This is a genomic window from Pseudoduganella sp. OTU4001 (genome assembly GCF_038440195.1).
In the GTDB taxonomy this organism is placed as follows: domain Bacteria; phylum Pseudomonadota; class Gammaproteobacteria; order Burkholderiales; family Burkholderiaceae_D; genus Rugamonas.
The window spans coordinates 26439-50416 of record NZ_JASATG010000026.1 but is presented as its reverse complement, the minus strand read 5'-3'; the positions used below and the strand labels follow the sequence as shown (position 1 = coordinate 50416).

General features: G+C 62.5%; 26 protein-coding genes. 16 read left to right on the top strand and 10 right to left on the bottom strand.

Translation table 11 applies throughout. The features are described from left to right. Window positions 1-4 precede the first annotated feature (4 nt). On the bottom strand, window positions 5-1375 hold the full coding sequence (gene chrA, locus AAHE99_RS20155; RefSeq protein ID WP_342119146.1) for a chromate efflux transporter: 1371 nt from the start codon (window positions 1373-1375) through the stop codon (window positions 5-7). Then, entirely contained in the window at window positions 1368-4487 is a 3120-nt protein-coding gene (locus AAHE99_RS20150; protein ID WP_342119145.1) for an Rne/Rng family ribonuclease, read from the bottom strand. The genes chrA and AAHE99_RS20150 overlap by 8 nt, the downstream gene beginning before the upstream one ends. 568 nt (window positions 4488-5055) lie before the next feature. Between AAHE99_RS20150 and AAHE99_RS20145 the strand changes: the two genes are divergently transcribed. From AAHE99_RS20145 to AAHE99_RS20130, 4 genes are read left to right on the top strand one after another with little or no spacing between them, the layout of a single operon-like run. After that, a complete protein-coding gene (locus tag AAHE99_RS20145; protein ID WP_342119144.1) occupies window positions 5056-6075 on the top strand; it encodes an RluA family pseudouridine synthase in 1020 nt (339 codons plus the stop codon). 10 nt (window positions 6076-6085) lie between these two features. Further along, window positions 6086-6745, top strand: coding sequence for an HAD-IA family hydrolase (locus tag AAHE99_RS20140; protein WP_342119143.1), 660 nt, complete (start codon window positions 6086-6088; stop codon window positions 6743-6745). Then, window positions 6745-7110, top strand: coding sequence for a Rieske (2Fe-2S) protein (locus tag AAHE99_RS20135; protein ID WP_342119142.1), 366 nt, complete (start codon window positions 6745-6747; stop codon window positions 7108-7110). Before AAHE99_RS20140 ends, AAHE99_RS20135 begins: the two co-directional genes overlap by 1 nt. Further along, entirely contained in the window at window positions 7107-8135 is a 1029-nt protein-coding gene (locus AAHE99_RS20130; RefSeq protein WP_342119141.1) for a S49 family peptidase, read from the top strand. Before AAHE99_RS20135 ends, AAHE99_RS20130 begins: the two co-directional genes overlap by 4 nt. A 128-nt stretch (window positions 8136-8263) precedes the next feature. Here the strand turns inward: AAHE99_RS20130 and AAHE99_RS20125 are convergent, their stop codons facing one another. Then, window positions 8264-8557: a hypothetical protein gene (locus AAHE99_RS20125; RefSeq protein ID WP_342119140.1), complete on the bottom strand. Its 294-nt coding sequence runs from the start codon at window positions 8555-8557 to the stop codon at window positions 8264-8266. A 145-nt stretch (window positions 8558-8702) separates the two neighbouring features. Here AAHE99_RS20125 and AAHE99_RS20120 point away from each other — a divergent pair, with 145 nt between their 5' ends. After that, on the top strand, window positions 8703-9419 hold the full coding sequence (locus AAHE99_RS20120; protein ID WP_342119139.1) for a pseudouridine synthase: 717 nt from the start codon (window positions 8703-8705) through the stop codon (window positions 9417-9419). A gap of 1 nt (window position 9420) precedes the next feature. Here the strand turns inward: AAHE99_RS20120 and AAHE99_RS20115 are convergent, their stop codons facing one another. Beyond that, window positions 9421-9825: an EF-hand domain-containing protein gene (locus AAHE99_RS20115; protein WP_342119138.1), complete on the bottom strand. Its 405-nt coding sequence runs from the start codon at window positions 9823-9825 to the stop codon at window positions 9421-9423. Window positions 9826-9834: 9 nt separating this feature from the next. Continuing rightward, window positions 9835-10212 carry a VOC family protein gene (locus AAHE99_RS20110; protein ID WP_342119137.1) on the bottom strand — a complete coding sequence of 126 codons (378 nt, stop codon included), beginning with the start codon at window positions 10210-10212 and terminating at the stop codon, window positions 9835-9837. A 140-nt stretch (window positions 10213-10352) separates the two neighbouring features. Here AAHE99_RS20110 and AAHE99_RS20105 point away from each other — a divergent pair, with 140 nt between their 5' ends. Then, window positions 10353-11393 (top strand): Rpn family recombination-promoting nuclease/putative transposase, encoded by a 1041-nt coding sequence (locus AAHE99_RS20105; RefSeq protein WP_342119136.1) that lies wholly within the window; start codon window positions 10353-10355, stop codon window positions 11391-11393. On the opposite strand, the gene AAHE99_RS20100 is transcribed toward AAHE99_RS20105, so the two are convergent. Both AAHE99_RS20100 and AAHE99_RS20095 read right to left on the bottom strand, forming a co-directional pair. Further along, window positions 11394-11978: a hypothetical protein gene (locus AAHE99_RS20100; protein WP_342119135.1), complete on the bottom strand. Its 585-nt coding sequence runs from the start codon at window positions 11976-11978 to the stop codon at window positions 11394-11396. A gap of 22 nt (window positions 11979-12000) precedes the next feature. Beyond that, a complete protein-coding gene (locus tag AAHE99_RS20095; protein WP_342119134.1) occupies window positions 12001-12405 on the bottom strand; it encodes a DUF2061 domain-containing protein in 405 nt (134 codons plus the stop codon). A gap of 89 nt (window positions 12406-12494) precedes the next feature. Between AAHE99_RS20095 and AAHE99_RS20090 the strand changes: the two genes are divergently transcribed. The 8 genes from AAHE99_RS20090 (at window position 12495) to motD (ending at window position 21390) form a co-directional block, all read left to right on the top strand. Beyond that, entirely contained in the window at window positions 12495-13535 is a 1041-nt protein-coding gene (locus AAHE99_RS20090; protein ID WP_342119133.1) for a fumarylacetoacetate hydrolase family protein, read from the top strand. Window positions 13536-13616: 81 nt separating this feature from the next. After that, on the top strand, window positions 13617-14753 hold the full coding sequence (gene flhB, locus AAHE99_RS20085; protein WP_342119132.1) for a flagellar biosynthesis protein FlhB: 1137 nt from the start codon (window positions 13617-13619) through the stop codon (window positions 14751-14753). Window positions 14754-14767: 14 nt separating this feature from the next. Then, window positions 14768-16891, top strand: coding sequence for a flagellar biosynthesis protein FlhA (flhA, locus tag AAHE99_RS20080; protein ID WP_342119131.1), 2124 nt, complete (start codon window positions 14768-14770; stop codon window positions 16889-16891). 89 nt (window positions 16892-16980) lie between these two features. Beyond that, on the top strand, window positions 16981-18351 hold the full coding sequence (gene flhF, locus AAHE99_RS20075; RefSeq protein ID WP_342119130.1) for a flagellar biosynthesis protein FlhF: 1371 nt from the start codon (window positions 16981-16983) through the stop codon (window positions 18349-18351). Continuing rightward, window positions 18344-19144, top strand: coding sequence for a MinD/ParA family ATP-binding protein (locus AAHE99_RS20070; protein ID WP_342119129.1), 801 nt, complete (start codon window positions 18344-18346; stop codon window positions 19142-19144). The genes flhF and AAHE99_RS20070 overlap by 8 nt, the downstream gene beginning before the upstream one ends. A gap of 17 nt (window positions 19145-19161) precedes the next feature. Continuing rightward, window positions 19162-19893, top strand: a complete 732-nt coding sequence (locus tag AAHE99_RS20065; RefSeq protein WP_342119128.1) for an RNA polymerase sigma factor FliA — start codon at window positions 19162-19164, stop codon at window positions 19891-19893. Then, entirely contained in the window at window positions 19875-20621 is a 747-nt protein-coding gene (locus AAHE99_RS20060; protein ID WP_342119127.1) for a flagellar motor protein, read from the top strand. Before AAHE99_RS20065 ends, AAHE99_RS20060 begins: the two co-directional genes overlap by 19 nt. 1 nt (window position 20622) lies before the next feature. Further along, entirely contained in the window at window positions 20623-21390 is a 768-nt protein-coding gene (motD, locus tag AAHE99_RS20055) for a flagellar motor protein MotD (protein WP_342119126.1), read from the top strand. A gap of 15 nt (window positions 21391-21405) precedes the next feature. On the opposite strand, the gene AAHE99_RS20050 is transcribed toward motD, so the two are convergent. The 3 genes from AAHE99_RS20050 to flgA form a co-directional block, all read right to left on the bottom strand. Next, window positions 21406-21867, bottom strand: coding sequence for a flagella synthesis protein FlgN (locus tag AAHE99_RS20050; RefSeq protein WP_342119125.1), 462 nt, complete (start codon window positions 21865-21867; stop codon window positions 21406-21408). A gap of 11 nt (window positions 21868-21878) precedes the next feature. Beyond that, a complete protein-coding gene (gene flgM, locus AAHE99_RS20045; RefSeq protein ID WP_342119124.1) occupies window positions 21879-22202 on the bottom strand; it encodes a flagellar biosynthesis anti-sigma factor FlgM in 324 nt (107 codons plus the stop codon). A gap of 107 nt (window positions 22203-22309) precedes the next feature. After that, complete coding sequence (flgA, locus tag AAHE99_RS20040; protein WP_342119123.1) at window positions 22310-23026, bottom strand: flagellar basal body P-ring formation chaperone FlgA; 717 nt, start codon at window positions 23024-23026, stop codon at window positions 22310-22312. A gap of 128 nt (window positions 23027-23154) precedes the next feature. On the opposite strand from flgA, the gene flgB reads away from it, so the two are divergent. Further along, window positions 23155-23574: a flagellar basal body rod protein FlgB gene (flgB, locus tag AAHE99_RS20035; RefSeq protein WP_342119122.1), complete on the top strand. Its 420-nt coding sequence runs from the start codon at window positions 23155-23157 to the stop codon at window positions 23572-23574. Then, window positions 23574-23978, top strand: coding sequence for a flagellar basal body rod protein FlgC (gene flgC / locus AAHE99_RS20030; protein ID WP_161024858.1), 405 nt, complete (start codon window positions 23574-23576; stop codon window positions 23976-23978). The genes flgB and flgC overlap by 1 nt, the downstream gene beginning before the upstream one ends.

The window sequence follows — 23978 nt, the reverse complement described above, 5'->3', positions numbered from 1 at the left end:
TCGGTTACACCCAGTACGATAGCACGACGCCAGCAATTGCACAGGCAAGCAGAACGCGGATCGTGCCTTGCTTGAACCGCATTAGCGCCAGGGCGGCTGCGGCAGCGATGGCCATGGCCGGCCACTCCCAGCGGCTGGCCGGGTGGAACACGTGCATGCCGAAAAATAGTGCCAGGCTGGCAATCACGCCCACCACGGCGGCGGAGATGGCGGTGAGCGGGGCGGTCATGCGGATATTGCCGCGTGTGGATTCGACCAGCGGGCCGCCGGCCAGGATGAAGATGAACGAAGGCACGAAGGTGAACCAGGCTGCCACCACCGCCCCCAGCACGCCGGCCAGCGCAGGCTGGCCGGCGATGGCTTCGTGCGTCCAGGCGCCGACGAAGCCGACGAAGGCCACCACCATGATCAACGGGCCGGGCGTGGTTTCGCCCAGCGCCAGGCCGTCCACCATCTGGGCGGCGCTCAGCCATTGGAAATGCTCGACGCCGCCCTGGTAGACGTAGGGCAGCACGGCGTAGGCGCCGCCGAAGGTCATCATGGCGGCTTTGGTGAAGAACCAGCCCATCTGGGCCAAGATTTTGTCGATGCCGAAGATCCAGGCCAGCAGCAGCCAGGCGCCGGCCATCAGCATGATGCCGGCGGCGGCGGCGCGCGCCAGTCCGGTCCAGCTGAAGCGGGCATGCGGTGGCGTGGGTGTGCCGTCGTCGATCAGGGCCGGCACGTGCGGGGCCGCCGGCTCCGTCGTGGGGGCGCTCGCGTGGGCGCTGCCGCCAAGGGCGAATTGCTGCGGGCGCAGGCGGCCGCCGAGCCATCCCAGCAGGGCGGCGCTGGCGACGATGGCGGGGAAGGGCAGATGCAGGACGCTGATCGCAATGAAAGCGGCGACGGCGATGGCGCCGAGCAGGCGGTTGCGCAAGGTGCGCTGGCCGATGCGCCAGGCGGCGGCCAGCACAATGGCGACCACTGCGGGCTTCATGCCGTACAGGATGCCGGCGACGGCGGGCAGGCTGCCATACGCCATATAGGCCCACGACAGGCCGATCAACAGTAACAGCGAGGGAAGGACGAAAAGTACGCCGGCAATGATGCCGCCCAGCGTGCGGTGCATCAGCCAGCCGATATACACCGCCAGCTGGGTGGCCTCGGGGCCGGGCAGCAGCATGCAGTAATTCAGGGCGTGCAGGAAGCGCTGTTCGGAAATCCAGCGGCGGCGTTCAACCAGTTCGGCGTGCATCATGGCGATCTGGCCGGCGGGACCGCCGAAGCTGATGAAGCCCAGCTTTAGCCAGTACAGGATGGCTTCCGATAAGGGGACGTAAAAAAGGGAAGCACCTGGCTTCCCTTTTTCGTTGGCATCTGGCCGATTAGCCATTCACCTTGGTTTCAACCTGTACCAGCGGCTCGTTGGCGATCGGTGCTTGCGGCTTGCGCTCGCGTGGCACACGGATCGGCTGCGCGCTGGCGGCAGCGTTGGCTGCTTCCTGTGCGGCACGGACTTTGGCTGGGTCGGTCACTGCCATCGACAGGCCGGCGGCCGCCAGCATGGAGTCGACGTCGGCCGCGGCCGGCGCTGGTGCGGCGGCTACTGGTGCCGGGGCCGGTGCCGGGGCTGGCGCGGCGGCTGGAACCGGCGCGGCAACTGGGGCCGGCGCTGCGGCGGCAGGTTCCACCACTTCAGCGGCGACTTCCTCGGCGGTGGCTGGTTCGGCAGCGGCTGGAGCAGCCTCAGCGAATGGCAGCACGCCTTGTGGCGATGCCGGAGCGGCAGCTTCGACTGGTGCTGCTTCAGCGGCCGGGGCGGCGACTGGCAGGTCTGCAGCAGCCGGCTCGGCAGTGACTGGTTCAGCGGCGGCAGGCTCGAGCGCGACGGTAGGCTCGATCGCGACGGCTGGCGCTGGAGTCGCTGGCGCAGCAGCGGCAACCGGCTCGGCTGCAACTGGGGCTTCGACTACTGGCGCTGCGACGACCGGCTCGGCAGCGGCTGGTGCCTCGACGGCTGCAACAGCTGCAGCTTCGGCAGCGGCGCCTTCCACGGCAGCAGCGGCAGCAGCTTCGCTGGCGGCAGGAGCAGCGGCAGCGGTCACGGCAACACTCGCAGCAGCCGACGCTTCGCCTTCAGCCGGAGCCACGGTGAAGGTGGCTTCGGTCATGCCTTCCGCCCCTTCAACGCCTTCCGCGCCATCGCGCTCGCGACGGTTACGGTTACGGCCACCGCGACGGCGGCGGCGGCGTGGCTCATCGCCACCTTCCGCGCCTTCGTGTTCTTCACCTTCCGGACCCACGTTGGCTTTCACCAGGACTGGAGTCTCAGGCGCGCCGGTGCCGGTGCCCACTGGGCCGACGCCTGCTGCTGCCAGTGCCAATTCTTCCGCCTTGGCTTCCGCTGGAACTGCTTTCTCGGCGCGTGGTTCGCGTGGCTGGCGCGGCTGGCGTGGTTCACGCGGCTCGCGTTCAGCGCGTGGCTCGCGCTCGGCGCGCGGCGCCTGTGCTTCAGCGCCTTCACGCTGCTCACGTGGCTCGCGTGGTTCACGCGGCGGGCGAGGTTCGCGCGGCTTGCGGGCTTCCGCTGCCGGTTTGGCCTCCTCGGCTCCTGGACGGGAACCTGGCTCGCGGTCTTCACGCTCGCCACGGCCGCCTTTGCCGCCACGGTTACGGCCACGCTGGCCACGGTCCTTGCGCTCGCCGCGTTCGGCGTTGGCAGGAGCCTTGGTAACGATGACCGGCGCTTTCGGCTGCACTGGCTCTTCCTTGTCACCACCGGTGAAGAAGGAAACCAGCTTGGCGAAGAAGCCTTTTTCAGCTTTTGCGGCTGGCGCGGCGGCAGCGCGTGGCGCAGCGGCCTTAACAGCTTCCGGCTTGTGCTCGACCAGCGGTGCAGGTTGTTCTGGAGTAATGGTCTTGACGACAGCTTCCTGGCGCGGCTTCGACTCTTCCTTCTGGCGCTTGCTGAAGGACATGTCGGTCTCGGCAGCTTCCGCCATGGTGTAGGACGCAGCGTGGTCTTCCAGGCGTGGATCGTCGTGCTTGATGCGTTCCAGCTTGTAGTGCGGGGTTTCCAGATGCTTGTTCGGGATCAGGATCACGGTGATGCGGTGACGGGTCTCGATCTTCAGCACTTCGCCGCGCTTCTCGTTCAGCAGGAAGGCAGCCACGTCGACTGGCACCTGCACGTGGATGGCGGCGGAATTTTCCTTCATCGCCTCTTCCTGGATGATGCGCAGCACCTGCAGGGCGGACGATTCGGTATCGCGGATGTGGCCGGTGCCCGAGCAGCGCGGGCAAGTCACGTGCGAGCCTTCCGACAGGGAAGGGCGCAGGCGCTGGCGCGACAGTTCCATCAGGCCGAAGCGGGAAATCTTGCCCATCTGGACGCGCGCGCGGTCGTGGTGCAGGGCGTCTTTCAGGCGCTGTTCCACTTCACGCTGGTTCTTCGACACTTCCATGTCGATGAAGTCGATCACGATCAGGCCGCCCAGGTCGCGCAGGCGCAGCTGGCGGGCCACTTCGTCGGCGGCTTCGCAGTTGGTGTGGAAGGCGGTGGTTTCGATGTCCGAACCGCGGGTCGCGCGGGCCGAGTTGACGTCGATCGACACCAGGGCTTCGGTGTGGTCGATCACGATGGCGCCGCCGGATGGCAGCGGCACGGTGCGCGAGTAAGCGGTTTCGATCTGGTGTTCGATCTGGAAGCGCGAGAACAGCGGCACGTCGTCGCTGTAGCGTTTCACGCGGTGCACCATGTCCGGCATCACGTGCGACATGAACTGGTGCGCCTGTTCGTAGATCTCGTCGGTGTCGATCAGGATCTCGCCGATATCAGGCTGGAAGTAGTCGCGGATCGCGCGGATCACCAGCGACGATTCCTGGTAGATCAGGAACGCGCCGGAGGCTGCCTTGGAGGCGCCTTCGATTGCGCGCCACAGCTGCATCAGGTAGTTCAAGTCCCACTGCAGCTCTTCCACGGTACGGCCGATGCCGGCGGTACGGGCAATCACCGACATGCCTTGCGGCAGGTCCAGCTTGTCCATGGTTTCGCGCAGTTCCTGGCGCTCTTCGCCTTCCACACGGCGCGAAACACCGCCGCCACGTGGGTTGTTCGGCATCAGCACCAGGTAGCGGCCGGCCAGCGAAATAAAGGAGGTCAGTGCCGCGCCTTTATTACCGCGTTCTTCCTTCTCCACCTGCACCATGATTTCCTGGCCTTCGCGCAGCGCTTCCTTGACGGATGCATTGCGGACGTCGACGCCTTCGCGGAAATAAGAGCGGGCAACTTCTTTAAAGGGGAGGAAGCCGTGGCGGTCTTCGCCGTAGCTGACGAAGCAAGCTTCGAGGGAGGGTTCGATTCGAGTGATGACGCCTTTGTAGATATTGGACTTGCGCTGCTCTCGTCCGGCGGTCTCGATGTCGATGTCGATCAATTTTTGACCGTCGACAATTGCTACGCGCAGCTCTTCCTGCTGCGTAGCATTAAACAACATGCGTTTCATTTTTATTAACTCCGCGACCCTTGGGCCATGTCAAAGCCGCCTCCACAGAGGCGGCGAAGTACAAGGATATACGCGTGAATTAAGGAGGCTGTAGGGGGAAATGCCTCGTCATGCGGCGCAGCTGCGCGAAGCGCTGCCGCCGCATTGGGCGCATGAAGCCGATCGTCTTGCCGAGTTTGCGCACAGCGTGCAACACCATCCAGCGGCCCGAAACGTGTCGGGGGGCAGGAGAGTGCAGGCGTGCGCACATCGTCGGGCCAGGGCATCTTGTATGGTGCCTTGGCGAAACGGCAAGCGTTATCCACTTCATCAAACCAGCGAGCAACGACTGTAGTGCTTGCTCACCGGACTTATCCTAACAATCCAGCCAGTCTAATCCAGCACCCGCGCGCTCAACCCGATGACAACAGTGGTTGCGACCCTGATCGGCGCACGAATGTGCGTATACAATTTTTTCCACTGAATTTGCGTTTGGCGAGGCCAGTAGATACGCCCCTGTGTAAAATGTCTGTTTATTCTCTTACACATGCAGCAGTTAAAACCGCGGCAAAACGATTATATATTCAAAATGAAGGACTTAGAGAGATTTTCTGGGAAGTCGGGCCAAAATAAGGCGCAAAAAGCCGATTCCGCTTCCGCCCAACAGGTCCTGCCGCAAGCGCAATTCGTCACCATTACTGAGGAAGAGGCCGGTCAGCGTATCGATAATTACCTGTTGCGTGTTTGCAAAGGCGTACCCAAGAGCCACGTCTACCGCATCCTGCGCTCGGGTGAAGTGCGTGTCAACAAGGGCCGTATCGACCAGCTGTACCGCCTGAATGCCGGCGACTTGGTCCGTATTCCGCCGATCCGCATTGCCGAAAAGCAAGAGGCGAGCGTTCCTGCTGCCGAATTCCCGGTGGTGTTCGAAGACGCCCACCTGCTGGTGATCGACAAGCCGGCCGGCGTCGCCGTGCACGGCGGCTCCGGCGTGTCGTTCGGCGTGATCGAGCAGCTGCGTTCGGCCCGCCCGGATGCCAAGTTCCTGGAACTGGTACACCGCCTGGACCGCGAAACCTCTGGTATTTTGTTGATCGCAAAGAAACGTTCTGCCCTGAACAGCTTGCACGACCAGATGCGCGACGGCCTGACCGACAAGCGCTACCTGACCCTGTGCGTGGGCGACTGGAAGAACAAGCGCCAGCACGTCAAGTTGGCATTGCATAAATACACGCTGCCGGACGGCGAGCGCCGCGTGCGCGTGCAGGCCGACGGCCAGGCTTCCCATACCGTCTTCAGCCTGCTGAAAAAGTTCGACGGGTTCGCCCTGCTGGAAGCCGAACTGAAAACCGGCCGCACCCACCAGATTCGCGTTCACCTGCAATCTTCGGGCTTCCCCATCGCAGGTGATGACAAATACGGCGATTTCGCACTGAACAAGGCGCTGCAAAAGGCCACCGAGACGCGTGGCGCCCTCAAGCGCATGTTCCTGCACGCCCACCAGATTACGTTTACCCACCCGGAAACCGGCAAGCCGATGACGCTGAACGCGCCTTTGGCCGCCGAATGCCAGCGATTCTTGGTAAGCTTGGGTAATCCATTGAATTGAGAAAAAAATAATGCCGAGAAAGCAATTTGACCTGATCGTTTTCGATTGGGATGGCACGCTGATGGACAGCACTGCCACCATCGTGAAATGTATCCAGGCCGCCGCCAAGGACCTGGCCTTGCCGATCCCGAGCCGGGACCAGGCCGCCCACGTGATTGGGCTGGGCCTGGGCGAAGCCATGCAAGTGGCAATGCCGAATATCGATCCGAAGTATTACCCGCGCATGGTGGAACGCTACCGCTACCACTACCTGGCCAAGGACCACGAACTGACGCTGTTCGACGGCGTTCCTGAAATGTTGCAGGATTTATCACAGCAAGGCTTCTTCCTGGCCGTCGCCACCGGCAAGAGCCGCGTCGGCCTGAACCGCGCCCTGAATGCGGCCGGCCTGCTGTCGACCTTCGACGCCACCCGCTGCGCCGACGAAACCTTCTCCAAGCCGCACCCGGCCATGCTGCAGGAACTGACCCGCGAACTGGGCCAGGACCTGAAGCGCACGGTCATGATCGGCGACACCACGCACGACCTGATGATGGCGCAAAATGCGGGATCTTCCGGTATCGCCGTCGAATATGGCGCCCATCCGGTCGACCAGCTGACGGCCTGCAACCCGGTGTTCTCGGCGCGGACCGTGCCGCAGTTGCACCAATGGCTGAATGAGAACGCGTAATGACGGCTGAAATCCTGGTGTGCGCGGCTGACGCGCTGCTGGATGGCGGCAAAGGTATCCGCTTCCCGCTGCGCGCCGGTGGCGAAGACACGACGGGCTTCGTGGTGCGCTACGGCGGCAAGGTGTACGGCTACCTGAACCGCTGCGCCCATGTACCAATCGAGCTGGACTGGGCAGAAGGGGAGTTCTTCGAATCCAGCGGCTTATATATTATGTGTTCCACACACGGCGCTATTTATATGCCGGAGAATGGACAATGTGCCGGCGGTCCATGCAGAGGCGGCCGCCTGCGCCCGATCGCAGTGAGCGAGCACGACAACAATATTTACTGGCAGCCTGACGATTACGTAGGCCCGCGACCATGAGCGACAACAACGACAATACCGGCCAGCCGACCCCGCCACCTGCGCCCGGCCCGGCCCCAGCCCCGGCCCCGGCCGACAACCCGCCGATCAAGTGGGAACGCGAAGTCCTGGAAAAACTGGTCTTCGCCACCTTGAAAGAGCAGCGCGCCAACCGCCGCTGGAGCATCTTCTTCAAGGTCTCGATGCTGGCGATCATTTTCTTCGCCGTGGCCAATTATTTCGGCATCAACCTGATGGGCGGCGATGCGGAGGCGCTTGGCCGCCACACTGCCCTGATCGAGATCGAAGGCAGCATTGAGTCCGAAGGCAGCGGCGCCGCCGACACCGTGATTCCGTCGCTGAACAAGGCGTTCGCGGATACCGGCTCGGTGGCCATCGTCCTGCACATCAATAGCCCGGGCGGCAGCGCCGTCCAGGCCGGCATGATCGTGGACGAGATCCACCGCCTGCGCCGTGGTTACCCGCAGAAGCCGCTGTACGTGGTGGTGGATGAGATTTGCGCCTCCGGCGGCTATTACATCGCCTCGGCCGCCGACCGCATTTATGTCAACAAGGCCAGCATCATCGGCTCGATCGGCGTGTTGATGGATGGCTTCGGCTTTACCGGCACCATGGAAAAGCTGGGCGTCGAACGCCGCCTGCTGACGGCCGGCGAGAACAAGGGCTTCATGGACCCGTTCAGCCCGCAGTCCGAAAAGCAGAAGCTGCACGCCCAGACCATGCTGAAGGAAATCCACCAGCAATTCATCGACGTGGTGCGCACCGGCCGCGGCAAGCGCCTGAAGGAAACGCCGGACATGTTCTCCGGCCTGTACTGGACCGGCGCCCGCGCCATCGAGATGGGGCTGGCCGACGACCTGGGCAGCGTGGACAGCGTGGCGCGCGACGTGGTCAAGGCGGAAGACATTGTCGACTACACCCAGCATGAAAACCTGCCTGAGCGCGTGCTGAAGAAATTTGGCGCGGCCGTAGGCCACGGCGCCATCAAGGCTGCAGCGGAAGCGGCCAAGCCAAGCCTGCGTTAAGGTGTCGCCGGGCTTGGCTCAGCAGTCAACATTGGCATTTTTGCTTGCCATTTCCCCGAGGTGGACTATATTGACGGTGTAGTTCGAGATCAAGGGGAGGGCGACAAGCAATCAATTCTTGAGGCAGACTACGCAGCCGCATCACGGATGCGGAGTTGAGTGAATTTATATTCCTCGTCACTGTCTCTTTGGGAGGCAAGAGAACGGCGGCCATTGGCCGCTGTTTTCGTTTCTGACGGGGCAGCGGCGCCGGCAAAGCCGCCATGCACCAGCCACTGTTCCAGCTCGACCTGGCGCTGCCGGCGCCACGCGGCTTGCGGCATCGCTTCCGGCCGGCCGCTCCAGCGCGCCATCGCCAGACGGGTTTCCAACGACGCGGCATAGGCTTGCGCCAGGGACTTACGGTTGATGATGTCTTTCATTTTGCTGAGATCTCCCTAAGGTATTCCTATAGCCCATTCAGCAGATTCCTAATGCTATTTAAGTGTAACAACTCGATCAGCACACCCTTTGATCTGCATCAATAGGAAGGCTTGCGGTAGCGTAAATCCGGTAAAATCCCGCCCCATGAGCAAATTATCCCTGGACCGAATCCTGCAGTCGCAAGGCTTCGGCACCCGAAAGTACTGCCGCGCCCTGATCGAAGACGGTGACGTCCTCGTCGGCGGTGAGGTGCAGGACAACTACAAAGCGACTTACGAGGCCGAAGGCCTGGTTCTGGAAGTATTCGGCGAGGAATGGGTGGTGCGCGAGCGCGTCTATATCGCCCTGTACAAGCCATCCGACTACGAATGCTCGCGCAAGCCCAGCCACCATCCCGGCGTGCTGACCTTGCTTCCAGAGCAATTCACTTGGCGCGACGTGCAGCCGGTTGGCCGCCTCGACCACGACACCACGGGCATGCTGCTGATGTCGGACGACGGCCCCTTCATCCACGCCCAGTCTTCGCCCAAGCGCCACGTGCCTAAGGTCTACCAGGCCACCACCGCTGAACCTGTAACGGACGAGCTGGTGGCCCAGTTGCTGGCGGGCGTCCAGTTGCACGACGAACCGGCGCCGCTGGCGGCCGTCACCTGCATCAAGCGCGGCGAGCATCAGCTCGAAATCGTGCTGGAGCAGGGCAAATACCACCAGGTCAAGCGCATGCTGGCCGCCGCCGGCAACCACTGCGCCGCGCTGCACCGTTCCGCCATCGGCGGGCTGGAACTGGCCTCCCTTGGCATCCAGGAAGGCGAGTGGTGCTACCTCACGCCTGAACAGCTGGCGCTGCTGGCTCCCGTCTGATTCATTTCTTCAGCATGGCCGCGTGACCCGCGGCCATTTCTTCCTTGCTCAGCATGCCGTCCTTGTTCGCGTCCATTTTTGCGAACATGGCTGCGGCGCCTGCTGCGTGCTCTTGTGCTGTGAGCACGCCGTCGCCGTTGTTATCCACCGCCTTGATCTTGTCTGCCGCCGACATATCGCCTGGCTTCGTGTCCTGACCCGTGATCGCCTTGTGCGCAGCAGACATCTCCGTCGCCGTCACCTTGCCGTCGCGGTTGCCATCCATGGTGTCAAACATCGACTTCGCGCCTGCCGCATGTTCGACGGCTGAGACTTTGCCGTCATGGTTTGCATCCATGCCTGCAAATTCCTTGTCGATCGCGGGTCCCGCCAGCAGCGCGCCAGCAATAATGAAAAGTGCATTCATGCCAGCCTCCTATCCGCTCCCAATGCTGAGGATATTGCCCTCCGCATCCCGGAACCACGCCACCTTCATCTGGCCGCCGGAATGGATATCGCCATCGCGCGTCAGGCCCGGCATGTCGTAGTGCTCAAAGACCACGTCCTTCGCCTTCAGGCGCGCCGCAATCGTCTCCAGTTCGCTGCCCACATTCCACATCACACAGGTGGCCTTATTGGTCCCCGCGTACTCCGAACGATATACATTGATCTTGCTCGCGCCGCTGCGATAAATCAGCACTTCCTCCTCGGGACTTTCCAGTTTCTCCAGGCCAAGCACCTCGCCATAGAACCTGGCCGCCGCTGCGAGATCCTTCACCGCGATCATTCCTATCGCATCCTTGTCAGCAAGCATGATGCGTCTCCCGGTTGCTATTGACTCGTGGAGCGTAGCCCAATCGCTCCGCCCCCTCTGTTCGCTGACACACGCCGAAATTTGAACTCTCTTTGTGCTGCGCCAAAACTCCCAAGGCTTTCCACTTTTAGACTGCTAGGATGGCATTGTCATCGGATTCCGGGTTCAAGCAGCTATTCGCCTTCCCAGAGTTGGTGCTGGAGTTGTTGCGCTGCGCAGTATTCGAAGGCTGGACAAAGCGCTTGCATCTATCGAGCCTGGCGCATATGAATGGCAGCTATGTCGGACCGGGAGGCCTGCAGCGTCATGATGATATGGTCTGGCGAGTTCAGGTGAACAGGAAGCAATGCGTTTATATGGTTTTGGAGTTTCAGGCGCGACAGGATAAATTGATGACAGCACGCATACGAAGCTATATATCTTTATTGGGCGAGGATCTGTTACGACAGGGCGGCGTTAAGGCAGTGAGCCACCCAATTTTGTTGCCGATCGTACTCTATGGTGGACGAGCCCAGTGGAAATATCCTGAGGATCCGGAATCCCTGGCGGGACAAAATTTTCTTGGTCTCGCGAACCTCCAAGGGGAACAAAAGTATCTCGTTGTAGATCGAAGCACTCGGTCAAGTGTGATTAAGGCTTTGATTGAGTTGGATTACGGCGATGATCGGACGACTGATCCTCGGCGCTCAATTGCAGCACTAAAGACTTGGCTGCGCCGGAAAAATAATGACGCGTTGACACGTGGGGTGACCGACTGGGTCAAAGCACGTGTAACAAGGCAATTTCCGGATCTCTGCGTGGAAGGTATTTGCGATTTGGAGGACATTCATATGATGTTTGAACATGACTTCAAGACATACAAAGAGCTACTTGAGTATCAAACGCTTATGCGTGGACGCGAAGAAGGGCGTGAAGAAGGGCGTGAACAAGGGCGTGAACAAGGGCGTGAACAAGGGCGTGAACAAGGGCGTGAAGAAGGGCGTGAAGAAGGACGGCGGGAGGGACAGTGGGAAGCGACGCAGCGTGAGCGCCGGAATACGGTAATGCTGCTAATGAAGCACACTGGAGCGCCACTTTCGACTAGAGGCGCTGATTGCCTGGCCGATGCGGGCTCCGAGCAATTGCTGGATTGGATTAACCAGCTCGATGCAGGGTGCGCGCCGTCGGAGCTTGTTGAATAGCTACTTCGCAGACTTATTCATCTCTGCGACTTTTTTCTGCATTTCCTCACGCGGCATGACCCCGTGGGCTTGCCGCTCTGCGTCTGAGACAGCCGACTCGTCGAGTTGGTAGACTTCCCACAGCGCTTTGCCGTGCGGTTTGGTGATTTGGGTGCCGTACCATTGCGGTTTGCCGAGATTCATCATGTGGCGATCCCAGGCGGCGGCCATCAGCCATTTGCCGCTTTTGTAGGCTGGTGTGAAGCTTTTGCTTTCAGGGTCGATTTCGGCGCTGATGTTGGCGAGCGAGAAGGCGAGTTTGTAGTCCTGCACTTCGCTGCCATGCTGCATGATCAACGCGGCATTGTAGAAATCCTCGGCGGTTTTCACGCTGCCAGCGGCCAGCATGGCGCGTACGCGTACGCGCCGTTGCGTGTCCTCGGCGCCAAGCACATCCCAGTTGATGTTGCCGGCTTTTCGGCCCGCCTGGTCGGCCTGTGTCATGGCGCGTAGTTCAAGGTTGCTGTCGGCTGCCCACGACAGGGATGGCAGCAGCAGGAATAGGGGAAGTAGATTGCGCATATGCGGGAGAATAGCAGCCCGCATGCCGCTCAAATTGCGCCAATTGTCACGCAGCGGCCGCCACTGTGGCGGTGCGCAGCACGTGGCGCTCGAACAGGCGGTCGTGGAAGGGCAGGGCGATCACGTTGATGATCGGCTCCAGCACCGCCGCCAGGCCGCCGAACGCCAGCGAGCCGGTGGCGGCGTACATCATGCCGAAAGCGACGCCGGCATGCATGACCGTTTGGGAAGCCTTCTCGGCCGCCAGCAGCGCCAGGCGGCGTGCGGCGAAGCGCGCTCGCAGGGCGTGCCAGCCACGCTCATGATAGGGCAGCAGCGCCACATTGATCACCGGCTCGAGCACGGCCGCCAGGCCGCCGAAGGCCACCGAGCCGGTCAGCAGGTACATCAAACCGAACGCGATCCCCATGTGGGTGGTGACTTGACTCATCTTTTTCGCTGCGATTGCCATGATCGATTTCCTTTCCAGATGAGCCAAATGGTAATGATTCTCACCTAAGAGGTAAAATTGATTATCTCTACCGAATCAATAGCATTCCTATGAAACTCGCCACCCTCAAAGACGGTACCCGCGACGGCCAGCTGATCGTCGTCTCCCGCGACCTGAAGACCGCCGTGGTCGCTGACGGCATCGCCCGCAGCCTGCAGCGCGCGCTGGACGACTGGGCCTTCATCGCGCCCCAGCTCGACGACCTGTACCGCCAGCTGAACGAGGGCAAAGCCCGCCGCAGCTTCGATTTCGAGCCGAAAAACTGCATGGCCCCGCTGCCGCGCGCGTTCCAGTGGGCGGACGGCTCGGCCTACGTCAACCACGTGGAGCTGGTACGCAAAGCGCGTAACGCGGAAATGCCCGCCTCCTTCTGGGAAGACCCACTGATGTACCAGGGCGGCAGCGATGACTTCATCGGCCCTTGCGACGATATCGTGCTCAAGCACGAAGAGTGGGGCATCGATTTCGAATCGGAGATCGCCGTCATCACCGACGACGTGCCGATGGGCGCCACCCCCGACCTGGCCTTCCAGCAAATCCGCCTGCTGATGCTGGTGAACGACGTCTCCCTGCGCAACCTCATCCCCGCAGAGCTGGCGAAGGGCTTCGGCTTCTTCCAGTCCAAGCCCGCCAGCAGCTTCTCGCCGGTGGCCGTGACCCCGGACGAACTGGGCGAGGCGTGGAAAGACGCCAAGGTCCACCTGCCGCTGCGCTCGACCTGGAACGGCAAGCTGGTCGGCCAGCCGAACGCCGGCGTCGACATGGTGTTCAATTTCGCCCAATTGATCAGCCACCTGGTCAAGACGCGCAACGCCCGCGCCGGCACCATCGTCGGTTCCGGCACCGTGTCCAACAAGGATGCGAAAAAGGGCTACTCCTGCATCGCCGAAAAGCGCTGCCTGGAAATGATCGCTGATGGCAAACCGACAACATCCTTCATGTCCTTCGGCGACACCATCAAGATCGAAATGCTGGATGCCGACGGTAAATCGATCTTTGGCGCGATCGACCAGCAAGTTTGGGAGCTGGGCCGCGCCAAGGCCACTCCGGAGGCCGAGCAGGCCGCCAAGCTGGCCGAGGAAGCCGAGTAAAGCCCGATTTCCCTCCCTTTTCCATCGATAGCTTTTGCCCGGCCGCAGCGATAATGGCACGGTCGATAACAGGAGCGGTGAATGGCTGAAGACAGCGAAGCCGAGAAAACAGAACCCGCGTCACAGAGGCGCCTCGAGCAGGCGCGTGAAGAAGGGGACGTACCCAGGTCGCGGGAAGTCGCGACCTTTACCGTCCTCATGGCAGCGGGTGCCGGCCTGTGGATGACCGGTTCCGGCCTGGTGCGCGAATTGAGCCGCAGCCTCACCTCGGGGCTGTCGCTGACGCGCGAGCAAGTCTTCAATCCCGACGTCCTGGTCACCCGCATCCTGTCGGACGTGGTGCAGGTCATGCTGGCCTGTCTGCCGGTCGGCCTGGCCGTGATGGTGGTGGCCCTGGCATCGCCGCTGCTGGTCGGCGGCTGGCTGTTTTCCAGCAAGGCCTTCACCCCGAATTTTATGAAGCTCAATCCCCTGACGGGCTTGGGCAATATGTTCTCCACCAATTCGCTGGTGGAATTGATCAAGGCGATCATCAAGTCCATCGTGGTGGGCGTGGTGGCGTACATGGTCATCTCGCGCCAGCAGCAGGAAGTGATCGGCCTGATGGCCGAGCCGCTGCATATGGGCAGCGTGCACGTGCTGAACATGCTGGCCTTCAGCTTCATGGTGATCGTCGGCGCGCTGGGCCTGATCGCCGCCATCGACGCGCCGTACCAGATGTGGCACTACGCGAACAAGCTGAAGATGACCCGCCAGGAGTTGATCCAGGAATCCAAGGAATCCGACGGTAACCCGCAGATCAAGGGCAAGATCCGCCAGCTGCAGCGCGAAATGGCGAAGAAACGCATGATGCAGGAAGTGCCGACCGCCGACGTCGTGGTGACCAACCCGACCCACTATGCGGTGGCGCTGAAGTACACCGAAGGCGGCCAGGGCGCGCCGCGCGTGGTGGCCAAAGGTACCGACGAAGTGGCGGCCAAGATCCGCGAGCTGGCGAAAGAACACCGCGTCGCCATCCTGGAAGCGCCGCCGCTGGCGCGCGCCCTGCACAAGCACACCGAAATCGGCGACGAAATCTCGCCGCGCCTGTACGCCGCCGTGGCGGAAGTGCTGGCGTATGTGTTCCAGATCAAGGCCTATCGTCCAGGCCTGCGTTACCCAGACCGTCCGACCAAGCTCGATGTACCGGACGATATGGACCCATTGAACAAGAAATAACGGAGTAGAACAGTATGAACGCCCTGAATATGCCGCCATGGATGAAAGGCCTTTCCGGTAACGGACAAGCCTTGGCTGCGCCAATCCTGATCATCATGCTGCTGGCGATGATGATCCTGCCGCTGCCGGCGTTCGTGCTGGACCTGTTCTTCAGCTTCAATATCGCGCTGTCGATCATCGTGCTGCTGACCAGCCTGTACACGGTGAAGCCGCTGGACTTCATGGCTTTCCCGACCGTGCTGCTGATTTCCACCATGCTGCGCCTGGCCCTGAACGTGGCGTCGACCCGCGTGGTGCTGACCGAAGGCCACACCGGCCCGGATGCGGCAGGCAAGGTGATCGAGGCCTTCGGCCACTTCCTGATCGGTGGTAATTACACGGTCGGTATCGTGGTGTTCGTGATCCTGACCATCATCAACTTCGTGGTGGTGACCAAGGGCGCGGGCCGTATCGCTGAAGTGGGCGCACGATTCGCTCTGGACGCAATGCCTGGTAAGCAGATGGCGATTGACGCCGACCTGAATGCGGGCCTGATCGGCGAGCCGGAAGCACGCCGCCGCCGTAACGAAGTGGCGCAGGAAGCGGAATTCTACGGCGCCATGGACGGTGCTTCGAAATACGTGCGCGGCGACGCGATCGCGGGCATCCTGGTGACCGTGATCAACGTGGTCGGCGGCCTGCTGGTGGGCATGATCCAGCACGATATGGGCTTTGCCGATGCGCTGAAAAACTACGTGCTGCTGGCAATTGGTGACGGCCTGGTGGCGCAGATCCCTTCGCTGGTGATCTCGATCGCAGCCGGTATCGTGGTGTCGCGCGTAGCGTCCGAATCCGACATCGGTACCCAGGTGATCAGCCAGCTGTTCGCCAAGCCGCAAGTCATGTACATCACCGCCGCCATCATCGGCGGCATGGGCCTGATTCCCGGCATGCCTAACCTGGTGTTCATCCTGCTGGCCGCTGCACTGGGCGGTACCGGCTACCTGCTGCAGAAGCAGGCCAGGGAAAAAGAGCAGGCGGCGGCCGCGGAAAAGGCGGCGGGCCCCGGCGGCGCAGGCGGTCCTGGCGGCGCTGCGCAGGCCGCGCCGGAGCAGGAAGAGGCGACTTGGCAGGACGTGCTGGCGGTCGATACCCTGGGCCTGGAAGTGGGTTATCGCCTGATCCCGCTGGTCGACAAGACCCAGGGCGGCGAGCTGCTGAAGCGTATCAAGGGTATCCGCAAGAAGTTCGCGCAGGAGGTGGGCTTCCTGTCGCCACCGGTGCATATCCGCGACAACCTGGAACTCAAGCCTTCGGCCTACCGCATCACGCTGAAGGGCGTGGAAGTCGGCACCGGCGAGGCTTTCAATGGCCAGTTCCTGGCGATTAACCCGGGCATGGCCAGCGGCACGCTGCCCGGCATGGTGACCACCGATCCGGCCTTCGGCCTGCCGGCGATCTGGATCGACGCTTCGCTGCGCGACCAGGCGACCGGCATGGGCTATACCGTGGTCGATGCGGGCACCGTGGTGGCGACCCACCTGAACCACTTGATCACCACCCATGCTTCCGAGCTGCTGGGCCGCGCCGAAGTGCAGTCGCTGCTCGACCACCTGGCCAAGGAATCGCCGAAGCTGGTGGAAGACCTGGTGCCGAAGATGCTGTCGCTGTCGGCCTTGCAGAAGGTGCTGCAAAACCTGCTGGCGGAAGGCGTGCATATCCGCGATATGCGTACCATTATTGAAACCCTGGCGGAATTCACCCCGCATACGCAGGATCCGAATGAGCTCACCGCGCAGGTGCGTATTGCGCTGGGCCGCGCGATTGTGCAGCAGCTGTTCCCGGCCGGCGGCGAGCTGTCGGTGATGACGCTGGATAACCGCCTGGAACGCTTGCTGTTGCAGGCGATGCAGACCGGCGGGGCGGATGCTGCCGGCATCGAACCAGGCCTGGCCGACACTATCGCGCAGCAGGCCGCGTCGGCCACCGCGCAGCAGGAGGCGCTGGGCGTGACGCCGGTGCTGCTGGTGCCGGGCGCTTTGCGTCCGCTGCTGTCCAAGTTCCTGCGCCGCGCGCTGCCGCAGCTGAAAGTGCTGTCGCATTCGGAAATTCCGGAGACGAAGACCATCCGCGTGACCTCGCTGGTAGGCGCACAATAAGGGGCCATTTCCGCAGCTATTCCTTCGATTGTTTCTGTCGTGCATCGTCAATAATTTGACCATGTGAGCAATCTGCGGAGTAGCTGGAAATGAACGTCAAAAAATTTACCGCCCCAACATCGCGTGAAGCGCTGCGCAAAGTGCGGGAAGCACTGGGCCCGGATGCGGTGATCCTGTCCAACCGCGCTGTCGACGGCGCGGTGGAAATCCTGGCCCTGGCAGGCGACGATGCCGCCTCCCTGGCCCCGCATTCCGCCGATTCCCCAATGTCCGCCCCGGCGCCGCAACTGGAGCTGCCTACCACGGTTGCCCCGGCCTTCGTCCCGCCGATGGAAGCCACGCCAGCCCTGGTCGCCCAGCCCGTAGCGCCGGTGGTACGCGCCACCACCCCACGCCCAGCCCCACGCGCCGCCGCCCCCGCAGCGCCGGTCGCACCGGCAGTGGACATGGACCGCGTCGCCGCCCTGGTCGCCGAAGCCGTCGCCAGCGCCAAAGCCAATGCCGCCGCCGAAATGAGCAGCATGATGAGCGAACTGCGCGCCATGCGCGGCATGATGGAAACCCAGCTTAACGAACTGTCCTTCTCGAACACCGCCCAGCGCGAACCGCACAAGACCGCGGTGATGCGCGAACTGCTGGCCGCCGGCTTCTCCGCCAGCCTGGCGCGCTACCTGGCCGACAAGCTGCCGGCCACCCGCGACGCCGCCGAAGCGCTGCAATGGTCGCGCACTGCGCTGGCCCGCAATATCAACGCCATGAACAACGAAGACGCGCTGCTGGAAAAGGGCGGCGTGTTCGCCCTGGTCGGCCCGACCGGCGTCGGCAAGACCACCACCACCGCCAAGCTGGCCGCGCGCTGCGTGATGCGCCACGGCCCGGAAAAGCTGGCCTTGATCACCACCGACGCCTACCGTATCGGCGCCCACGAACAGCTGCGCATCTACGGCAAGATCCTGGGCGTGATGGTGCATTCGGTGAAAGACGAGGCCGACCTGCGCATCGCCCTCAATGAACTGAAAAACAAGCACACCGTCCTGATCGACACCGTTGGCGTCAGCCAGCGCGACCAGATGGTGGCCGAGCAGGTCGCCATGCTGCAGGGCGTCGGCACCGACGTGCAGCGCATCCTGTGCATGAACGCTACCTCGACCCAGGAAACCCTGTCGGAAGTGGTGCGCGCCTACCAGGGCAGCGGCCTGGCCGGCGCCATCATCACCAAGCTCGACGAAGCCGCCTCGATCGGCTCCGCGCTGGACGTGGTGATCCGCCACAAGCTGCGCCTGTTCTACGCCTCCAACGGCCAGCGCGTGCCGGAAGACCTGCACCTGGCCGATCCGGCCGCCCTGGTGGAGCGTGCCTTCGGCGGCCAGTCCGCCCCAAAATTCGGCGACGCCGAACTGCCGCTGCTGATGGCCGGCGCCGCCCAAGACCCGATGCTGCGCGAGGTACGCCTTGGCTAATTTCGATTTCGACCAGGCCGAAGGCCTGCGCCGGATGCTGGCCGGCCCCCGGCCACGCATCATCACCTTCCTGTCGGCCACCCCGCAGGACGATAAAGGCGCCATGCTGGTTAACCTGGGCGCCTCGCTGTCGCAAGCTGGCAACGATGTGCTGCTGGTCGACGCCTGCGCCAGCGCCCACGGCGTGGCCTCCCGCCTCGGCCTGGATGCCGGCGGCAGCCTGCTCGACGTGGCGCGCCAGCGCAGCGCCCTGAACCAGGTGCTGCACGCCGCCCCGCAGGGCTTCAATGTGGTGTCGATGACGCGCGGCGAGGCGCGCCGCGGCCCGGACGAAGGGCGCCGCCTGGCCAAGGCCTTCGGCGTGCTGGCCAGCCAGAGCGGCATCGTGCTGGTCGATGGCGAGTTCGATGGCGAGGCCTTCCCGGTACCGGTCATGGCCAGTTCCGAGATCGTGGTGCAAGTGTCAAACAGTGCCACTTCCATCAAGAATGCTTATATGATGATCAAGCGGCTCAACCATGAGCTGGGCCGCCGCCCGTTTGGCATCCTGGTCACCGGCGCTTCCGAGGCCGAAGCGAGGGTGGTTTACGATAATATGGCGCATGCGGCAAGCCGTTACCTGGCAGTCAACCTCGTTTCCATGGGGTCGGTGCCAGCCGACGAATACCTGCAGCGCGCTGCCCGGCTGGGTCGTGCGGTGGTGGACGCCTTCCCGCTGGCCGGGGCTTCAGTAGCCTTCCGCCAGCTGGCGGGCCGTTTCGCGATGGGGAGCTGCAACCATTTTAGAGCCTGATAAGAATTAGAACCTTTATGTACACGGTCAAAGGGAAGGTGGATAAGGATTCCTTGCTGACGGAGCACATGCCGTTGGTCAAGCGCCTGGCCCACCATATGAAGGCAAAATTGCCGCCCAGTGTGGAAGTGGATGACCTGGTACAAGCAGGCATGATCGGCTTGCTCGATGCGATCAACCGCTATGAAGAAACCCACGGCGCCCAGTTCGAAACGTACGCAGTGATGCGTATCCGTGGCGCCATGCTGGATGAGCTGCGCAGCTCCGACTGGATGCCGCGCTCGATGCGCCAGGACATGCGCAAGATCGAAAACGCGATGGCCACGCTGCAGCAGCGCCTGGGCCGCCCGCCGACCGAGTCGGAAGTGGCGAAATCGCTAAAACTGTCGCTGTCCGACTACCAGGAAATGCTGTCCGAAGGCGGCGGCCACCAGCTGGTGTATTACGAAGATTTTCACGAGGAAGACGGCAACGACAGCTTCCTCGACCGCTATGCCCATGATGAAGATGCCGATCCGCTGCGCGCGCTGCTCGACACCGACTTCCGCCAGGCTGTGATCGATGCGATTGATGCGCTACCGCCACGCGAGAAAATGCTGATGGGCCTTTACTACGAGGAAGAGCTGAACCTGAAAGAGATCGGCGCCGTGATGGGTGTTTCCGAGTCGCGGGTTTCGCAGTTGCACACACAAGCCGTGGCGCGCCTGCGTGCCTCGCTGCGGGAGCAGGCATGGACTGGTCCAGCGTAGCCGGCGTACTGCTGGCGCTGGCCGGCATCATCGTCGGCCAGGGGCTGGAAGGGGGCAAGATCACCTCCCTGCTGCAGCCGGCGGCCTTCGCCATCGTGGTGATCGGCACCTTCGGCGCGGTCATGCTGCAAACCCGTACGCCGACCTTGCGCCGTGGCTTGTCCATGCTGCGCTGGGTTTTCAAACCGCCGGTCGATACGCGCGCCCAGCTGGCGCGCGACATCAACAACTGGAGCCACATCGCCCGCCGCGACGGGCTGCTGGCGCTGGAGCGGCCCATGCTGGGTGCCAAGGACAAATTTGTCGCCAAGGGATTGCGCATGATCGTGGACGGCATCCAGCCGGACAAGATGCGCCAGATCCTGGATATGGAAATCACAGCCTTTGAAACGGCTGAGCGGCAGGCGGTGCGTATCTGGGAATCGGCGGCCGGCTATTCGCCGACCATCGGCATCCTCGGTGCGGTGCTGGGCCTGATCCATGTGATGGAAAACCTGACCGACCCGAGCAAGCTCGGTTCCGGCATTGCGGTGGCCTTCGTTTCGACCATCTACGGCGTCGGCCTGGCCAACCTGTTCTTCTACCCGATTGCCAACAAGCTCAAGACCATCGTCACACGCCAGGTTTACCTGCAGGAGCTGACGGCGGCCGTGTTCTACGATATCGCCACCGGCGACTTTACCCGCGTGGTGGATGAACGCATTGCGACCCTGATGCGGGAGCCGTGATATGCAATACCGCCGCGCGCGCCGCAAGTTCGATGACGATCCGGAAAACCACGAGCGTTGGCTGATCTCCTACGCCGACTTCATCACGCTGCTGTTTGCCTTCTTTGTCGTGATGTATGCGATTTCCTCGGTCAACCTGGGCAAGTACAAGGTGTTTTCGGACGCGCTGGGCGATGCCTTTGGCGGTGCCGGCGCGGCGCCGCCCACTACCACCGAGGTGCAGAGCCTGCCCATTCCGAATCCGGCCCAGCGCAAGCGCAATGAGCAGATCAAGCGCGAGAAGGAGCAGATGCAGCGGCTGGCCAAGGATTTGTCCAGCACCCTGGCGCCTTTGGTGAAAGAAGGGAAGGTGCGGGTGACGCAGAATTTGCGCGGGGTCAGCGTGGAGATCAACGCTTCCGTGCTGTTCAATCCGGGCGACGCGCGCCTGACCGACGAATCGCGCGAGGCGCTGACGGCGGTGGCGACCTTGCTCAGGGATGACCCGCATGCGGTGCAGGTAGAGGGGCATACCGATAATGTCCCGATCCGGAATACGCTTTATCCGTCGAACTGGGAATTGTCGGCGGTGCGGGCAGGCAGTGTGGTGCGCCTGTTTATTGAATCGGGGATCGCGCCGTCGCGCATGACGGCGGTCGGGCATGCTGATAACCAGCCGGTCGCACCCAATACCGATCCGGAATCGCGCGCGCGCAACCGGCGGGTGGCGGTGACGATCTTGTCGGGGATTCCTGATCCGGGGACGGAGATTCCAACCCCTCGGTTCTAAATTAAAAGCGAAAATTCAGCCAGCGATAAACCCGCGGCGGGTCGTCCCGCCGGAAGTCATCCCACTTGGCCCATAAACCGTGGTCTGCTGCGGCCGCAGCGCTTGCAGCGCGCCCTGGGTCTGCCCCAGGTGCTTATTGATCAGCACGCCATTCAGGCGATTCAATTCCTTGGCCGCCCGGGTCTGGTCCAGCAGCCTTTGCCACAGCATATTGGCAGCATCATCGTGCTGGACTTCCAGCCACGACTCCATGCCCGCTTCCATCGCAGGGAAGCCGGCCTCAGCCAGCGCCTGGTGGCGTGCGGTGGCCAGCGAGGCCATTTCATTGACCAACGCCGACTTTTGCGGCGTGAGCGAGGTCAGGTGCTCAATGTCCGCCGCGACCAGATCCTGCTGCTCCTGTTTCAGGACTACCAGCAATTCCGTGATCTTGTCCAACTCAGCCTGCAGGCTGTGTTTCGGCGAGACAGTTGCCATTATTTGAATCCTTAGCGTTGCTTACGCGAGTGCAGCAGGTCGCGGACTGTTTCCAGCAAACCGTCTGCCACTTTTTCCGAATTGACCTGGAACTGGCCGTCAGCAATCGCCATCTTGATACGTTCGACTTTCTTGGTATCGAATACGGCATTGCTACCGGCAGCGCCACTGGCCGCCAATGCCTGTCCTTGCGCGGACAGGCGCACATTGTCGGTACTTGCCTGCGGTGCGGCAGTGTTCGTTGCGGCGGCCTTGTCCGCGCCGCGCGCGTTCCCGGTCGTCGCGGGCGAACTTGGCAAGCCCGGCGTGTTCTTCAATGTATCGTTGATCTTCACAGCTTTATCCTCGTCTGGTTGGAGGCCTTTACCCCGGCATACGAGTCTATAACGGCAGCCTGCCGCCAAACTTTAGCTGGCTGTCGGCAATTCCTTATTACTTTTTGTCAAAATGTCACTTCAACCAAGCCACCAGTGCGGGCAATTCCGCTGATTTGCTGGCCGTTGCCAGTGCGCACAGCCACCACCTGGCCCTCGGCCGCCGAACCGGCTGCCTTACCCTCGGCCGAGACCGAGAAACCGTTGCCTTTCGACACCAACTTGACCAGCTGGCCCTGCAGGATCACCGGTTTGGCTTTCACCAGGTCCAGCCGCAGCGGCGTACCTGCCGAAATGGAAAGATTGCTGGTGCGTCCAATCAGCTGCGCCTTGTCGGTGGCAATGCCCGGCGGCAGGGCGGTCAGTTCGCCCTGCATGATGGCCAGCTGGCTTTCCTCGATGGACTGGCCCTGTACCAGCGGCACGGCGGCGGCGACATAGCTGCCAAGCACGGATACCTGGGATTGAATATATACCGTCCACGGCGAAGGCGCCGCACAGCGCACGCCCACCGTGGTCTTGCCCCAGGCGCGTGCACCCGGCATCAGGAAAGCTTCCGGCGCCGGGCAGGGCGCCAGGTTCAGGCGCGGATCGACGGCGCCCACGCTGACCGTGACCTTGCCGGGCAGGCCGGCCGTCTGCACGGTCAGGAATTGCTCGGCGACTTGGCGCAGCGCGGCGTGATCCATGCGGGCCGGGGCGGCCGGCGCCGGCGCGGCGATGGCCACGGCGGTGACGGCAATAGTGGCTGCGAGCAGGGCGACGGTAATGAGTTTGCGTTTCATGCAGCACATCTTAGCCTTCGCGCGAGGCGGGCAAGCCATGAATAGGGGCAAAAACCCCGTCTTTCTCTTCCGATCAAGCAAGGGCATTGCTCCGTATCATCGAACCTGTCATCAAGCGGAGAAGCGCCATGTTAGGCAAACTCGACAACCACCTGCTGTTCAACGAAACCGCCCTCAGCCTGCGCGAGAAGCGCCAGGCCGTGCTGGCGTCGAATATTGCCAATGCCGATACGCCGAACTACAAGGCGCGCGACATCGACTTTTCCGCCAACCTGCAGGCGGCGCTGGACCGCGCCAAGAACCCGCCGCCGCTGAATACCACCGCCAGCAAGCATTTCCCGCGCCCCCAGCAAGACGGCAGCACGCTGCCCGACGGCACGCCGCTGCTGTACCGTACGCCGGCCCAGGGCGCGGTGGATGGCAACACGGTCGACATGGACGTCGAGCGCAATAACTTTGCCGACAACGCCCTGCGCTATGAAGCGGGCGTGACCTTTATCAATTCGCAGATCAAAGGCCTGCTGGCCGCGATCCAGGGAGGCCAGTAATGTCCTTGTTCAGTATTTTCAATGTATCCGGTTCGGCCATGAGCGCCCAGGCCCAGCGCCTGAACGTGGTGGCCTCCAACTTGGCCAACGCCGACAGCGCGACCTCGGCCAGCGGCGAAGCCTACCGCGCCAAGCAGGTGGTGTTCGAAGCCACGCCAAGCGCCAACGGCGCCGCCACCAGCGTCAAGGTGCGCCAGGTGGTGGAAGACCCGTCGCCGATGAAGCAGGTCTACGACCCCAAGCACCCGCTGGCCGACGACAAGGGCTATGTGACGATGCCGAACGTGAACGTGGTCGATGAGATGGTCAATATGCTGTCGGCCTCGCGCTCCTACCAGACCAATGTGGAAACCATGAACGCAGCCAAGACCATGCTGCTGAAAACCTTAACGATTGGACAGTAA